Annotated in this window: 10 protein-coding genes; 3 read left to right on the forward strand and 7 right to left on the reverse strand. The window is 48.0% G+C overall.

The genetic code is table 11. The features are described 5' to 3' along the window. Positions 1 to 141: 141 nt before the first annotated feature. The 5 genes from ACEW9O_RS30100 to ACEW9O_RS30120 all read right to left on the reverse strand — a co-directional run bounded on the left by ACEW9O_RS30100 (position 142) and on the right by ACEW9O_RS30120 (position 5,940). Positions 142 to 1,350 carry an MFS transporter gene (locus tag ACEW9O_RS30100; RefSeq protein ID WP_373553950.1) on the reverse strand — a complete coding sequence of 403 codons (1,209 nt, stop codon included), beginning with the start codon at positions 1,348 to 1,350 and terminating at the stop codon, positions 142 to 144. Between the two features lie 155 nt (positions 1,351 to 1,505). Next, the gene (locus tag ACEW9O_RS30105) at positions 1,506 to 2,276 is read right to left on the reverse strand and encodes a 3-ketoacyl-ACP reductase (protein ID WP_373553951.1); all 771 of its coding nucleotides are present in this window, start codon (positions 2,274 to 2,276) and stop codon (positions 1,506 to 1,508) included. 218 nt (positions 2,277 to 2,494) lie between these two features. After that, the gene (locus tag ACEW9O_RS30110; protein WP_373553952.1) at positions 2,495 to 3,640 is read right to left on the reverse strand and encodes a Gfo/Idh/MocA family protein; all 1,146 of its coding nucleotides are present in this window, start codon (positions 3,638 to 3,640) and stop codon (positions 2,495 to 2,497) included. A gap of 87 nt (positions 3,641 to 3,727) precedes the next feature. Beyond that, the gene (locus ACEW9O_RS30115) at positions 3,728 to 4,561 is read right to left on the reverse strand and encodes a sugar phosphate isomerase/epimerase family protein (protein WP_373553953.1); all 834 of its coding nucleotides are present in this window, start codon (positions 4,559 to 4,561) and stop codon (positions 3,728 to 3,730) included. Next, a complete protein-coding gene (locus ACEW9O_RS30120) occupies positions 4,558 to 5,940 on the reverse strand; it encodes a glycoside hydrolase family 88 protein (RefSeq protein ID WP_373553954.1) in 1,383 nt (460 codons plus the stop codon). The genes ACEW9O_RS30115 and ACEW9O_RS30120 overlap by 4 nt, the downstream gene beginning before the upstream one ends. A gap of 359 nt (positions 5,941 to 6,299) precedes the next feature. Here ACEW9O_RS30120 and ACEW9O_RS30125 point away from each other — a divergent pair, with 359 nt between their 5' ends. Both ACEW9O_RS30125 and ACEW9O_RS30130 read left to right on the forward strand, forming a co-directional pair. Beyond that, positions 6,300 to 7,022 (forward strand): DUF6503 family protein, encoded by a 723-nt coding sequence (locus ACEW9O_RS30125; protein WP_373553955.1) that lies wholly within the window; start codon positions 6,300 to 6,302, stop codon positions 7,020 to 7,022. A gap of 5 nt (positions 7,023 to 7,027) precedes the next feature. Then, positions 7,028 to 7,567, forward strand: a complete 540-nt coding sequence (locus tag ACEW9O_RS30130) for a GNAT family N-acetyltransferase (protein WP_373553956.1) — start codon at positions 7,028 to 7,030, stop codon at positions 7,565 to 7,567. Here the strand turns inward: ACEW9O_RS30130 and ACEW9O_RS30135 are convergent. After that, the gene (locus ACEW9O_RS30135) at positions 7,552 to 8,337 is read right to left on the reverse strand and encodes a hypothetical protein (protein WP_373553957.1); all 786 of its coding nucleotides are present in this window, start codon (positions 8,335 to 8,337) and stop codon (positions 7,552 to 7,554) included. The genes ACEW9O_RS30130 and ACEW9O_RS30135 overlap by 16 nt on opposite strands. A 304-nt stretch (positions 8,338 to 8,641) precedes the next feature. Here ACEW9O_RS30135 and ACEW9O_RS30140 point away from each other — a divergent pair, with 304 nt between their 5' ends. Then, entirely contained in the window at positions 8,642 to 11,053 is a 2,412-nt protein-coding gene (locus ACEW9O_RS30140; protein WP_373553958.1) for a TonB-dependent receptor domain-containing protein, read from the forward strand. A gap of 117 nt (positions 11,054 to 11,170) precedes the next feature. Here the strand turns inward: ACEW9O_RS30140 and ACEW9O_RS30145 are convergent, their stop codons facing one another. Continuing rightward, positions 11,171 to 15,283: a LamG-like jellyroll fold domain-containing protein gene (locus ACEW9O_RS30145; RefSeq protein WP_373553959.1), complete on the reverse strand. Its 4,113-nt coding sequence runs from the start codon at positions 15,281 to 15,283 to the stop codon at positions 11,171 to 11,173. Positions 15,284 to 15,286: the final 3 nt, after the last annotated feature.

The raw sequence follows: 15,286 nt of genomic DNA on the forward strand, positions 1-15,286 counted from the left end.
AACGTCTAACTTTGTGTCCTCTGTGTTCTTGTTTTTTTTCCTTTGTGATAAAAAAATGTCGCTCGAGTTCTTTTTAGAAACTTGGAGTGATTCATCTATACTGTCCAATAAACGAATAAACAAAAACTCAACGTTTAGCGCCTAACCGGGTAACAGTTCTGCTTGTTTGCGCGGCAACAACGCCACCGCAATACACCCTATCACCGACAACACAATCAAAGCCGTAAAACCCATCGCATAACTGCCCGTTCTATCGCGTAGCGCACCAGCCATAATCGGCCCAAAAGCTTCAGCCAGGCCATCAACGGTCAACACCAGCCCCATTACCCGGCCCATCACTTTGACCCCAAACAACTCTGCGGCCATCAACGGAATGATCATGTAATCCCCTCCAAGCCCAATGCCAAACAGGACGGCAAATACATAAATGGCGGTAGGCGTGGTGCTGCTGTACAACAACAAAATGGACAAGCTGACGATGGCGTAAATGAGCAGCATGACGTGCTTTTTGGCAAATCGATCCGCCAACCAGCCCATCAACAAACGCCCAATGATGCTGGAGCCCAAAACCAGCGACATGATGCCAGCGGCTTGCCCCTGGCTGTATTGCATATCGAGGCTCAAAAACAGTTTGAGGTTCTGGCTGACTCCCGCCACTGCACCAATAGAACACATGCTGCCAATGGCCAATAAATAAAAGGATTTGCTTTTTACGACGCTGGCTAAAGAGACTTTGGGTTCTGGGGCTTTCTGTGCCTCGTGCTGTTCGTCGGGATTCTCCTTGACAAACCAGGCCATCGGAAAGGCCGCCACAATGATGATCCCGCCTAGGACGGTCAGAGCGGTACGCCAACCTACCTCCTGATTCAACCAGCGTGCAATATGGGGCACCAACATGCCACCTACCCCAATACCCAGGTATGCAATGCCCATGGCTTTGCCCCGCGCGGTGCTAAACCACCTGGAAATGAGCACTTGATTGGGCAGTGGACCACCACACATATAGCCCAGGGCGATCAAAAAATAGAAGATATAAAACTGTAAGGTAGATTGCATGATGCCCAGGCCCATTACTGCCAAACCCACCATCAGGATGCCGGACAACATCAGCCGCCGAGGGCCAAAACGGTCGATGAACCAGCCTGCGGCAAAACCAAACAATGGGCCAACAATGACCTTTCCCGCCAGGTTGCCAGAGGTGACCATGGCTCGGGACCAGCCAAATTCTTTTACCCAAAAATCAAAGAAAAAAGGCAGCCCGTAGAACATGATGCCTACGATGGAGAACAAACTTAAAAACCCGGTGGCGGTGACTTTGTACTGTCCTGCGCTTAATTTGTCTGCTTGCATCTGATGTGGTTGAAGATGTACTAAAATGTATTGGTTGAGAAGGTTTAGGGAGGTTGAGAAGGTTGAGGCTGCCGCAGCGGTTTTGACGATGGTTTCATCTAAGTCGCTGCGGCAGCCTAAACCTTCTCAACTTTCTCAACCTTCTCAACTTAAAATCATAAACGCGACAAGGTCAGCCCGCCATCCACCATAAATACCTGTCCGGTAGAGTAAGGGAATCCCCCCGCAGCCAAAGCGCCGACCGCTTTGCCCACATCCTCTGGCGTACCCCAGCGCGGTTGAACACAAAGTCCCCCGCCGATGAGGTTATCGTATTTTTCTTTAACTCCTGCGGTCATATCTGTAGCGATGACACCCGGGCGAACTTCGTACACGGGAATGTTGTACTCGCCCAAGCGCACGGCAAAAAGCTGAGTGACCATGCTGATTCCGGCTTTGGACACACAATATTCCCCCCGATTGACCGAAGCAACCGTAGCCGAAATGGACGAGATGTTGATGATAGAAGCTGAAAAATCGGGCTGGGTGGCTTTTTGTTCGATCATCCAGTTGGCAGCAGCCTGGGTGAGGAAATAACAACTTTTGAGGTTGGTATCGAGTACTTCGTCAAAACTTGTTTCGCTGGTGCTCAGTACATCCCGGCGTTCGCGGGGGGCAATCCCGGCGTTGTTGACCAAGAGGTTTAATTGCCCATAGTGGTCTTTTACCTCCTGCAGGATTTTGGCTCGGTCGTCACTTAAGGCGACATTGCCTTGGCAATAAATGACTTCGACGCCCAGGGCTTTGATGCTGGCCAATACATCGGTGACACCTTCTTTGGGCCTTACGCCATTGATTGCGATGTTAAAACCTTGTTTTGCCAGCTGCTGCACAATGCCAAATCCAATACCTCTGCTTCCTCCGGTTACTAGGGCTACTCCAGCCATTTGATGAATTTTATACGTATTTGATAATTTGAAGGTTTGCCCAAGCCCCGTCAGGGGCGAAATATGGGTAGTTTATTGCGATTCCCTCGATTTTTAGAAGTCCCGTCAGGGACGAAATGTGGGTATAATCTACCAGGGACCCACATCACGTCCCTACGGGACTCGGAAAGCTCGGGAATGGAATGTCGTTTTCTACCCAAATTGCGCTCCTAAAGGAGCTATAATGCGGGGATGTCGACCCAGGCCCGCTTCGCCCAACTTTCCAAGCCCTTCTCCGCCAATTGCACACCTTTGGCCCCAGCCTTCAAATTCCAGGGAAACGGCTCATCGAGCACCACATGTTTTAAAAACAACTCCCATTGGACTTTAAAAGCATTGTCGTGTACTTCCTGCTCGGGCACTTTGGACCAGCCGCCGAAGAAATCGATGGGTTGGACGATATCGGGGTTCCAAACCGGTTTGGGCGTATTGCCATAATGCTGGATGTAACATTCCCGCAAACCAGCCACCGCCGAGCCTTTGGTGCCATCCACTTGCAGGGTGAGCAAATCATCTCGCCTTACCCGGACGGTCCAAGATGAATTGAAATGGGCGATGACTCCGTTGTCCAGTTCAAAAGTGGCGTAGGCTGAATCATCGGCTGTACATTCATAGGTCTTGCCATTTTCATCTACACGCGTCGGGATATGGGTGGCACCGAGGCATGAAACCGCTTTTACATTGCCAAACACATCATCCAATACATAGCGCCAATGGCACAACATATCCACAATGATGCCACCGTCATCTTCTTTGCGGTAGTTCCAGGAAGGGCGTTGCGCGGCGATGTTGTCTCCCTCAAAAACCCAATAGCCAAATTCACCCCGCACGGAGAGGATTTCTCCAAAAAAGCCCTGTTGAATCAGTCTCTTGATTTTTACAATGCCGGGAAGCCACAATTTGTCTTGTACCACTCCGTTTTTGAGGCCCGCTTTGGTGGCCAGGTCGTAGAGTTCCAAAGCGGACTCGGTGCTGACCGCCACCGGTTTTTCGCAATAAATGTGTTTCCCCGCTTTGATGGCTGCTTTGACGGCGTCGGCCCTACGACCAGTCGTTTGGGCATCAAAATAGATGCTGTAATGTGAACTTTTTAAAGCATCCTCCAAATTGGTACTCATATTGGTAATGCCCGTGAGTGCACAGAGCCTTTTTAACTTGCTTTCATCCCGGCCGATGAGGATGGGGTCGGGCATGATGGTTTCGCCATTACTGAGTTTGACGCCGCCCTGTTTCATGATTTCAGCAATAGAGCGCAGCAGGTGTTGGTTGGTACCCATCCGCCCCGTAACGCCGTTCATGATGATCCCGATGGTGTGTTGTTTCATGTTTGTAAGCTTTCAGCGATCAGCAATCAGCAATCAGCCAGGTTTCAGCCTAAATTTAGCTGACAGCTGATTGCTCATAGCTGATCGCTATGAGTGTTGTTTGTATCCAGTGATTATTTTTTGCAAAAATTGGGATTGATCTTGTTGCCAGTATTCCGTGGAAAAAATCTCTACTTCGCGGAAGCCATCGAATCCGGTTGCTTCAACCCAGGAGCGGATTTTTTTGAGGGGAATGCAGCCTTCGCCCATCAATCCACGGTCGTTGAGCAGGTCTACGGTTGGGGATTTCCAGTCGCAGATGTGAAAGGCCAGCAGGTGATTGTTTTCCCCACAACGTTTGATTTCCTGCTCCAGATTGGGATCCCACCAGAGGTGATACACATCCACGGCTACGCCTACCCAAGGGGAATTGATCGCTTCACACATGTCGTTGGCTTGCCCGAGGGTATTGATGGCCGAGCGGGTATCCGCATACATCGGGTGGAGCGGCTCGATGGCCAATTGTACCCCGGCTGCAGATGCTTCGGGAAGTAGCGATTCGATGCCGTCCTGAATTTGTTGGCGGGAATCTTCCAAGGGTTGACCAGGGTCGGCCCCACAAACCAGCACAATCAACTTTGTACCCAAGGCGTAAGCTTCTTCGATGGCTTTGCGGTTGTCGTCAAGAGCCGCTTGCCTTTTGGCTGGATCGACACTGGGAAAAAAACCACCTCGGCACAGGGACACGATCGACAAATCGTGATCCCGGAGCATCGCACCCGTATTTTTGATATTCCTGCCCGCCAGGGCATCGCGCCAAACCGTGATGCCCTTTACACCCGCCGCCGCAAAGTTTTTGGCCGACTCTTCGATCGCCCAGGGTTTGGTGGTGATGGTATGGATGCAGAGTTTGGACAGGTCAGTGATTGGACTGAGACTCATTTGACACAATTGAAAAAAGTGTAATAAGTGTCGTTGTTGATCATGCGCTGCAAGTACAAACAAACTTCCCGAATGTGGTAGTCGCCCCACATGCAGGATTCACCATTGGCAATTTTGCTGCCTGCAGGCACGTGATCCCAACCATTCGGCTGGTGGTAAATGGTATGCAGCAGCAAGCCCTGGTGTTTTTCATCGGTACTCAAGTATGGTTCGTCCAGGAGCGTATCGACTACCTTCAATCCAGCCTGTACGTACTTTTCACCAGCCACTGTGTTCCCTTTTTCCGTTAGGTATTTACCCAAACGCAACAAACCTTGGGCACCAATGGCCGCCGCAGAACTGTCCACGGGCTCAAAGTCATTGTACGGATCGGCGGGGCGATCTAGGTAATCGCCTAGTTTGTACAAATTGGGCGCACCAGTGTCCCAATAAGGCACCCCATCTACGGGTGTATGTTCGATGTAAAAATCACAGGTGGCCTGGGCCGCTTTCAGCATCATTTTTTCGAGCGCTGCTTTGCCGCCAAAAGGAGTCAGGGATGCTTCATCGGCGGTATCCAGCCATTCCAGTTGTTCAGCAAAACCACACATGGCCCAGGCGAGGCCCCGAGTCCAGGTGCTGAAGCCCGTGTACCCTTGTTGTGAGTTGGGGCAACGGAATTGGCCATCTTTTACGTTGAACACACTTTCGTGCGCGGTGCGACCCCAGATGTCGTAAGAATCCCGGCCTTCCCCGTAAAATACTGAATATTGAGCGGTGGCCTCAATGTGTTGTAGCGCCCGTTCCAACATGCTTATTTTTGCATCGCCTTCGCCCTGGAACACATGACCCAATTCATGACTGACAATCAAGGCCCGGCAGGAGCGGATGGTATCCACAAACAAGGAATGCGCCCCGTTGAAAGAGTGAATGAAGCCTCCCGTTTTGATGCTGGTCCAACGACTTGCTTGCACGGCCCCCGATATTTTCAGGGCCAGTTCATAGAAGTTCTTCTCCCATTCGTTAAAGGGGATTTTGCCTTCCTTCATTAAGCGCAGGAGGTTACCGTAGGTACTGACATTGTTGAATCCGTGGTCGTGTACACCGATGTGGCTGACGTGGGGCGCCATTTTAGTGAGGGTTTGTTGTTTGGCCCTTTCCAAAATTTCCTGGTCGCCTGTGGCTTCAAATTGCAAAATGGCCGAGCCAAATTGAAAGCCCTGGGTCCATTCTGTCCAGCCACGGGTGGTGTATTGCCCGGCTACGGTAAAGACGGGCGAGCCTTTTGATTCATCGTAATTTGAATCGATCAGCTTGATTTTTTGTTCAGAAAGCGCCCAAAAGCGTTGGAGTTTGTTTGACAGATCAGTTGCAGTAAGTTTTTCGTTCGTTTTGATCATTTGTGTTTGGGTTTTGATGCAGTAAAGACGATAGTATTGATTGTTACCCTATGGGCAATAAAAAATAAGTGTTCATTTTGCCAGAGGATTAGATGAGTGAACGTTTCATTTCAAGTGTCTTATCTAATCCTCTGGCTCAAGAAAAATGAACACTTATTTTTGCCCCACTGCTACGTTTGGCAAAATAAAGTTTTTTCCTTTTCCTTTTAGAGTAGAAAAAACTTTTGGGTGAAGAATTTTAATGGGAACGTTCCCAGCGGCAATGCTGCTCGTCTGCACCACGACGAATTGTGAACTTCCTTTTCTCCAACATTGAACTCCTTCCCGCTCAAAACTGTACTTTTACCAAAAACCAAATTATGCGCATCTCTTTGTTGCCCTTGTTGGGGCTATTGTTGCTCGTTCAGTCTTGCGACGCCCAAAAAAATACCGACCCCAAAGCTGCGGCCATCATTCAGCAATGCATCGAAACCCACGGTGGCCGCAATTACCGCAACTTCGACATTTCCTTTGATTTTCGGGCTTTCCAGGTTCGACTGAAGCACCAGGGCGGTAAATTTCGCTACGAACGCAGCACCCGGGATACCAGTGGCAAAACCATTGTAGATGTGTTGAGCAATACTGGCCTCAGTCGCAGCATCAATGGGCAGGCCCAAACACCGGAGGAGAAGTACCGCGAAAGTGTCAACGCCCTGGCTTATTTTGTTTTGTTGCCCTACAAACTGAATGAGCCTGCAGTGAACCTCAAACACGTTGGAGAAATCCAGATTGGCGACCAAAAATACGACAAAATTGAAGTGAGTTTTGATCAGGACGGTGGCGGCAAAGACTTCCAAGATGTGTACTGCTATTGGATCAACCAGCAGACGCACACCATGGATTATTTGTCGTACGCTACGGGTGGCCCCCGTTTTCGCAAGGCGACTCGCAGAGAAACCGTAGGTGGGATCGTTTTTCAGGATTACGACAATTACGAAATCAAAGACACAACTATGGCTACCCGGGATTATGATCGGGTATTTATCGAAGGAAAGGCAGTCTTGTTGTCCAAAATTGAACAAAGCAACTTTAAAGTGCACTAAATCGAATGAATCCAGGCAAACCCCATATCCAACTCCGACCCGCTGGTCTCCAGGATTTGGCGCTGCTCCAACACTGGGATGCCCAACCGCATGTATGGAATTCCGACCCCGATGATGCCTGGAACTGGCCTGAAGAACTTACCCACGATCCCGATTGGCGTGAACAATTGATCGCTGAATTGGATGGCCGCCCGATTGGTTTTATTCAAATCATCGATCCCTTATTGGAGGAAAGTCACTATTGGGGTGAGGTGCCCGCCAATTTGCGGGCTATTGATATCTGGATCGGGGAAGCAACGGACTTGGGCAAAGGTTATGGGACGGAGATGATGACCCAAGCGCTCGATCGTTGTTTTGGCCATCCCGAGGTTACGGCGGTGTTGATTGATCCACTGGCGTCCAATACCCAGGCGATTCGTTTTTATGAGGGACTGGGTTTTGAGTTTTTGGAGGCTCGTACTTTTGATGAAGATGATTGTTTGGTGTACCAAATGAGGCGGGAGGTTTGGGCGCAAAAAAGGGAATTCAATCAATCCTCAAAGTAACTTTTAGGCGCATTTAAAGTATCCCTATAAAACCCATACTTCTTCATCTCCTGAGCAAGTTCCCCAGGACTTAAATACATGTCCCCTTTTTCCGCTTGAATTTCTTCGAGGGTGTTACCAAAGGCTTTTCTGACAAAAAAAGCATAATCGTAGAGTTGATAACCCAGGCCATGCGCAACCGCCCTTTTATCGGTTTCCTGCTCAAAAACCGTGGCAAAAGCTTCGTCGTATTGGTATTGGTAAGCCAGCCTGGCTAGATACAAAGAGTTTTTGTCCAGGTAAAATACCACGTGGGCCAGCTCGTGGCCAATGATCCCAACTTGTTCATTAAACGGTGCTTTTGACAAAAGAATCGGGTCGTTCTCCCGCCCCGTATCATTGCTGATCACCACCAGGTACTTGCGCTTTACCCAGGGCAACAAAACGCTGATGGGGTCGGGTCGGGCCGACAATTGGATAAAGGCCGGCTGCACCAAAAAATCGATGGGCACTTTTTTGAGTTCTGGATAATGCGACAAAGCCAGGAGGCATTGGATTTCAAAACCGGGGGCCAGTTGTTTGTTTTCACCCCAGGTTTTTAACAAGGCAAAATATTGACTGGAATCGGCAGGGTGTACATATTTTTTCAGCACTTTGATGGATTGTTGATCTGCTTCGCTGAGCACAATATGCTGGGCATCCCGATCCAAAACCAAAAATAGCAACACCAATACCACTATCCCTAACAGGCTTAGCAATAACCATTTTAATAGGCGTCCCAGGATTTTCATACAATTGTTGTTTTTAAAAAATGAAGGATGGATCAATTGATGGACAGCTAAATAAATAAAAAATGGCGGATAATTTAATTAACTTAGGAAAATTCTGATTGTTGAAGACAAGCCAGAACCTGCTCAAGACATTGCTGAATACCTGTCGGGCGAGCACTATTTATGCGCACGTTAATAACCTGAAAAAGAAACTGGCTGCAGCAGGTTGTAACAGTTATTTGAAAACAATTTATGAAACCGGCTACATTGCCTAACTTCCCAGCACGAAAGGTTTTCATCAAATCCATTAAACTTGATTAACTCAATGAGCAGGATAGCACTTTTGATCACCACCTTTTTTGTTTTATCCTTTTCCGTTTCGTTTGCACAGGTTAGTGCTGTTACCATTTCGGGGATGATAAAAGACAAGACCACTAAAGCAGCTTTGCTCTACGTGAATGTGGTCTTAAAATCAGCCAACGATAGCACGTTTGTAACCGGAACGGTTACCGATGAAGAAGGAAGGTTTACATTGATTAGCGTTAAGCCCGGCAATTACTTTTTGGAAATTTCCTTTATCGGTTACCTTACCAAAAAGCACCCACTGTTTGTGGGCACTCTATCCGCGTTTTTGGATGCGACAAGCATCGAGCTGGAAGAAGGTATCAAAACTTTGGGCGAAGTGGTCGTAACCGCCACCCAAGATGAAATCGCGGGAAAAATGGATAAAAAAACTTTTTCGCTGGAAGACAACATTAGCCAAACTGGAGGTTCGGTTTTGCAAACCCTGCAAAACCTGCCCGGCATTACCGTTCAGGAAGGCAAAGTGCAATTAAGGGGAAATGATAAAGTCACGGTTTTAATTGACGGCACCCAAACTGCATTGACAGGCTTTGGCAATCAGTCGGGCTTGGACAATCTTCCAGCTTCTGCTATTGAAAAAATAGAAATCATCAACAATCCGTCTTCCAAATACGATGCCAATGGAAACGCAGGAATCATCAACATCATTCTTAAAAAGAACAAAACAGAGGGGTTCAACGGGAAGATTGGGTTGGCACTGGGTGCAGGTGCCTTGTGGGTGCGTAAAGAAAATTTGCCAAGCATCCGGCCGCAGTACCAGTTTACGCCTAAAATAAATCCTTCCCTGGCACTTAATTACCGAAAAAAGAAAGTCAACGCCTTCTTGCAGTCGGATAATTTATACACGCAAACGCTGAATAAAAATGAGTTTGTCACCCGCAGCTACGACGATGGAACCATCATCAATCAGCAGGTCAAAAGAAACAGGAATACCAATTTTTTCAATTTAAAAACTGGAGTTGACTGGTACCTGAATGAGAAAAATACCCTTACAGTTTCAGGGGTATTTGGCAGCGAAAAAATAATTGACCGCGGCGATCAACCCTTTTTTAATGCTGAATTAACCGAAAGAAAAAGGTTGTGGCAGTTTTTGGAAGATGAATTGAAAACAACTGTAATGGCGACCACTGCTTATCAGCACAAATTTAAACAAGCAGGGCACCTGTTAAATGTTGGTTTCAATTATACCTACCATCGGGAAAATGAAAAGTATTTCTTCGACAATATTTTTTCAGACTATACGGGGAAAGATGCTTTTAAGTTAATTTCCGACGAACATGTTGCAGACTTCAATATTGATTACATCAAGCCATTGAAATACGGCCGGGTTGAAACGGGATTTAAATTTCGCAAGCGGGACATTCCCACCAATATGCAATTTATCCCGGGAATTAATTCCCCTTTAGACACCAATGCAGGTGGGGAAGCCACGTACAAGGAAGTGATTCCCGCTTTGTATGGCAACTACATCTTCGAAAACAAAACTTTTGAAGCAGAAGTTGGCCTACGTGTTGAATATGTTGAATTGCAATACAACGTTAACCCCAACCACAACACTTATAAAAGCGACGGGTACAATTACATACAACCCTTTCCGAATGTCCGTTTAGCGTATAAGCTAAACAACACCAATAAACTGTCGTTTTTTTACAATCGCCGCGTGGACCGCCCGAACGAAGTGGACATCAGAATTTTCCCGAAATACGATGATGCCGAAATCATTAAAGTGGGAAATCCCGCTCTGCGGCCCCAATTTACCAACTCGCTTGAATTGGGTTACAAAACGAACTGGAAAAACGGTTACTTTTATTCGGCAGCCTACCACCGTTTTGCAGACGGAACAATTACTCGTATTTCCAGCATCGTTCCCGGCAGTAATTTGATTTATGCCATCTTCCAGAATGTGAATAAAAGCTACAATACTGGTGCCGAAGTTGTGCTCAGCCAGGAAGTGTCCAAAGCGTATTCCTTCAATTTAAACCTGAATGCCTACCACAATCAGATTGATGCTTTTACGGTTGAAAACCTGTATCCGGTCCCCCATCTTTTTTCTGCCGACAAACAAGAGATTGTTTCCGGAAATCTCAAGCTAAACAACACCATTCATTTTCCCAAAAGCGTTGACGTACAGTTGACTGCCATTTATTTGGCGCCTGATATCATTCCACAGGGAGAAATTGCTGCCCGTTTTTCTCTAGATGCAGGCATTAAAAAAGCCATTCAAAAAGGAAAAGGTGAGCTGTTTTTTAACGCCACTGACCTTTTAAACACGATGGTGATTAAAAAGAATATTCAGGGCGATGGTTTCAGGTATGTCAGCACCGATTATTACGAAACCCAGGTCATGCGGCTTGGATACAGTTATAAATTTTAATCAGCCCTTTGTTATTTATCGCCGGGGCTTTTGTTTTAATTTTGAAATAGGAATATCTAAATTATTCGGAGGGTTCCAGCTTTGGAACCCTCCGAAAATCAATTCAAAACTTATCGATCACTTTTTAATAAACTTGATCGATCCCATATTTTTGCCGCCAAAAATGAAATTAGCCAGGTAAGTCCCGGCAGGATAATTGGCAATGTTCAAATTGAGTGAGCCCTCGCCGAGGCTGCCTTTGTCAAAATTAAAAGCACCAATCTGGCGACCACTCAGGTCGATGATCCGCACTAACAAATCCTGATTGCCAGGAAGGGCGTGTTTGATGGTCACTTCATTGAGCGATGGATTGGGGTAAGCCAGTTGAATGTAGCGCCCCACATTCTCTTGCAGGTCTTTTAAGCTGGTTACGCCATTCTGGTACAATTTGGCAATCTCTGCGGTAGTCAGTGCCTTATTGTAAATTTTCAGTTCGTCCAATGCGCCAATGAAGTACTGGCCACCTTCCACTGAGTTGTTCCCGATGCCCAGTGGGCGTGTGGTGGGGTTCAAAACTCCCGTGACTGGCTTGCGGTTCACTTCTTTGCCATCGATGTAAATCACGTCATCGGTGCCATCGTGTACCATGGTGACATGCCACCACTCGCGCAGTATCAGCTCGTTGCCGTCCTTGGCATCCATGTCCGAGATGAAGTTGGGGAACTGGGTATTTTTGCTATTGGTCGTCCACACGATGCGTTTGTGTTGGGGTAAGGATATTTTCCAACGTTGATCCCAGTGACCAAAATCGAGCACGTAGGCTTCAGCATCTTGGGTCTTGGTGCTGTCTACCCGAATCCAGAAACTTACCGTGGTGTAATCTGAAATCAGTTGAACCCCATTTGGAACCAATACGGAATCCTGTTGGCCATCAAATTTAATGGCTCTTCCACCCGGGCGCAAACGATTGATGACGGTTTCAAACGTCGGATTTCCACCAATCACCCCGTGGTTGTTGTACGGCGTAGCATCGTTGGCATTACCTTCGAAGGGGTACCAGGCCACTAGACCGGGTTCGCTGGTCACCAGTTCGGGCTTGGTGGTAGCGGTTACATCGGCGAATTCGGAGTTGTTGCCTGCGCCGTCGAAGGCGTAGACCTCGAACGTATACGGTGTAACGGATTCCAGGCCGGAAACCACCAGCGAGGTAGCCGTACCCGCCAAAGAATCCACAATTACTCCATCAACCAGGACAACATACCCAGCCACTTGCCGATCATCGGTAGAAGCGATCCAGGAAAGGATGGCCGTAAAGGTGCCTACATCGACTTTAAGTGAGCCCGGTTTGGTAGGAGGAGTGAGGTCGGGACTGGCTTCTTCACCCGTTTTTACCGAAATGCTGGTCATCACTGATTCATTGCCAGCAGCATCCAGTGCAGTGACGCCGAAAATAAAATTGGTGAGTGGCTTCAGGTTTTCTACCACACTTTCAGATAAAATCGAAGTAGCAATTTTTTTGCCATCCTGGAAAATGTTGTAAGCGGTAACGCCCAGGTTATCCGTAGCATCCCGCCAATCCAGGGAAACAGTGGTGTTTACAGCCACTGCCACCAGGTTCAAAGGCGCATCAGGTGCCAGGGTATCGCTGGATGAAGGCGCAAGGATTTGGGTCTTGTACAAGGAGTCGATTTGGGCATCGCCCAATGCTTTGTTGAAAATCAGGATATCGTCCAGCGAGCCATCCAAAATGGAGCCTCCATCGATAATGTTAAACCCAATGCCGAGTGGCTGGGCCGTTTTGTTCAACTTCCCGGGTACGTTTTTGGTCGCAACTGATTTCCCATTGATGAAAATTTTATCCTGAACACCATTGTGCACCATCGCTACGTGGGTCCAGGTGCCTACAACCAGGGCGTTACCATCACCAGAATCCATATCGGAAATGCCGCCTTCGTAATTGGTCGTCCAGACGGGTTTACCGTGACCGGGCAGAGAGATTTTCCAACGTTCTTGCCAGCCACCAAAGGACAATAAAAATGCTTCTCCATTGGTGGGTAGGCTATTGACTTTGGTCCAAAAACTGATCGTGGTATAATCCGAATTGAGCTGCGCGGAATTGGCAGCACTCACCTCGGTGGTTTTGCCATCCAGAACGACGGCTTTGTTGGACTTGTTGAAGCGGTCTTTGTCCAGCGTTGCTTTGCCCAGGTTGGCGTGGTTGAGGTATGGGGTGGCATCTTCGCCATTGCCGTTGAAGTTGTATTCTGCTACCAAACTGCCTGCAATGGGTGTAGGTAGTTTTTGGAGGTTGTACAAATCCGTCACTTCGGTCGCACTTAGCGCTTGGTTGTACAATTGCACATCGTCCAAACTACCTTTGAAGTAGTTGCCATTGTCGATGTTGTTGTAGCCCAAAGCCAGGTCGTATTTGGTGGCATTGAGGGCACCCACCACGGCTTTTTCATTCACTTTGACTCCGTCAAAATAGATGATGTTTTTGGTGCTATCGTGTACCATCACCACGTGGGTCCAGGTATTGACTGTGAGCGGGGTGCCCGAATCCATGTCCGAAATACCCGTGGCGTAATTGGTAGTAAAAACCGGTTTGCCATGCGCAGGTAAGGAGATTTTCCAACGTTCTTGCCAGCCACCGTGCGACATAATGTAATATTCACCCGTACCCGGCAGTTCTTTTACGTTTACCCAAAAACTAATGGTTGTTTTTGGCGTATTGTAAGCCGCCGAATTGGCTACCTCCACACCTTCGGCACCATTAAAGGCTATGGCATTGTTGGCCAAACCAAAGCGGCTGGTTGCGGGTACCGATCCGTGATTGATTCCATCGTTTTTGTAGGCCGTAGCATCCTTCAAATCGCCCGCCATTTTGAATTCGGCGACCAATGGTGAAGGAGGGTTATTTGGCGCAGTAGACTGCAAGATATACAGGATGTTTATTTGTGCCGCGCTCAAATCGGTGTTGTACAACTGTACCTCATCCAGGTCGCCATCAAAAAAATTGCCGCCATCAATCGGGTTGTAACCAATGCCCAAGGGGTATTGGGTGGCATTGAGGGCACCAACCACGGCTTTTTCATTCACTTTGACTCCGTCAAAATAAATGAGGTCTTTGATGCTGTCGTGTACCATCACCACATGGGTCCATTTTCCGGGCACCAGGGCGTTGCCGTCGCCGGAATCCATGTCGGAAATACCCGTGGCATAGTTGGTGGTAAACACGGGTTTGCCGTGACCGGGCAGGGAGATTTTCCAACGTTCTTGCCAACCGCCATGAGAAAGTAGAAAAACTTCACCCGTAGCCGGCAATTTGTTCACTTTTACCCAAAAACTGATGGAGGCTTTGGGCGAATTGAGTGCGGTAGTGGGTGGAGCGATCAGTTCTGACGAAGTTCCATTGAAACGGTAAGCCGAGTTGCCAAAACCAAAACGGTCGGTTCTCAAACTGAGATTTTTGCCTTCGGCATGATTGGCCAGAATGCCAATGTCTTTGCTGTTGCCTGAAAATGAATAATGGCTCAACAAACCTTTGGCCAGTAGCGGGGCGGTATTTTGAGCGGTATACAAGGCGCTGATTTGTACTTCGGTAAGTGCAGTGCCAAAAATGTTCAACTCATCGAGATCGCCGTTGAAAAAATTGCCGCCATCGACCGCATTGAACCCAATGCCGAGGGGTTTGCTGGTATTGTTGAGGTCACCAACTACTGCTTTTTCGGCCACTTTAACCCCGTTCATGTAGATGAGGTCTTTGGCACCATCGTGTACAAAAGCGACGTGTTTCCAAACCCCAACGGCCAGGGTGTTTCCATCCCCGGAATCCATGTCCGAAATGCCGTTGGTGTGATTGGTCGTCCAAACGGGTTTGCCGTGACCGGGCAGCGAGATTTTCCAACGCTCTTGCCAGCCGCCGAAAGAGAGCAAAAAAACTTCTCCTTGTGCAGGTAGCGCTTTTACTCGTACCCAAAAAGCCACGGTGGTTTTAAGGGTATTGAGGGCAGTGAGGTTGGGCGCTTGCAGGGTGCTTTGTACTCCATCAAAATAAAAGGCCTTGTTCGACCAGCCAAAACGGTCGGCTGATAAACTGGCCCCATTAACCACCGCGTGGTTTTGGTTGGCCGAAACATCATTGGCCGAGCCGTCAAAGGGGTAACTCGCGATGGGCGTTTGCCCGTACAGCGCTCCAGTGCAAAGGAGGCATAAAAAAAGCAATTTCAAATGTTGTAGTTTGAATTTCATTGG

The sequence above is a fragment of the Haliscomenobacter sp. genome, from assembly GCF_041740695.1.
Lineage (GTDB): Bacteria > Bacteroidota > Bacteroidia > Chitinophagales > Saprospiraceae > Haliscomenobacter.

Coding starts and splice junctions, on each gene's coding strand:
- ACEW9O_RS30100 (WP_373553950.1), bottom strand. CDS start 1,350: ATGCAAGCAGACAAATTAAGCGCAGGACAGTACAAAGTCACCGCCACC.
- ACEW9O_RS30105 (WP_373553951.1), bottom strand. CDS start 2,276: ATGGCTGGAGTAGCCCTAGTAACCGGAGGAAGCAGAGGTATTGGATTT.
- ACEW9O_RS30110 (WP_373553952.1), bottom strand. CDS start 3,640: ATGAAACAACACACCATCGGGATCATCATGAACGGCGTTACGGGGCGG.
- ACEW9O_RS30115 (WP_373553953.1), bottom strand. CDS start 4,561: ATGAGTCTCAGTCCAATCACTGACCTGTCCAAACTCTGCATCCATACC.
- ACEW9O_RS30120 (WP_373553954.1), bottom strand. CDS start 5,940: ATGATCAAAACGAACGAAAAACTTACTGCAACTGATCTGTCAAACAAA.
- ACEW9O_RS30125 (WP_373553955.1), top strand. CDS start 6,300: ATGCGCATCTCTTTGTTGCCCTTGTTGGGGCTATTGTTGCTCGTTCAG.
- ACEW9O_RS30130 (WP_373553956.1), top strand. CDS start 7,028: ATGAATCCAGGCAAACCCCATATCCAACTCCGACCCGCTGGTCTCCAG.
- ACEW9O_RS30135 (WP_373553957.1), bottom strand. CDS start 8,337: ATGAAAATCCTGGGACGCCTATTAAAATGGTTATTGCTAAGCCTGTTA.
- ACEW9O_RS30140 (WP_373553958.1), top strand. CDS start 8,642: ATGAGCAGGATAGCACTTTTGATCACCACCTTTTTTGTTTTATCCTTT.
- ACEW9O_RS30145 (WP_373553959.1), bottom strand. CDS start 15,283: ATGAAATTCAAACTACAACATTTGAAATTGCTTTTTTTATGCCTCCTT.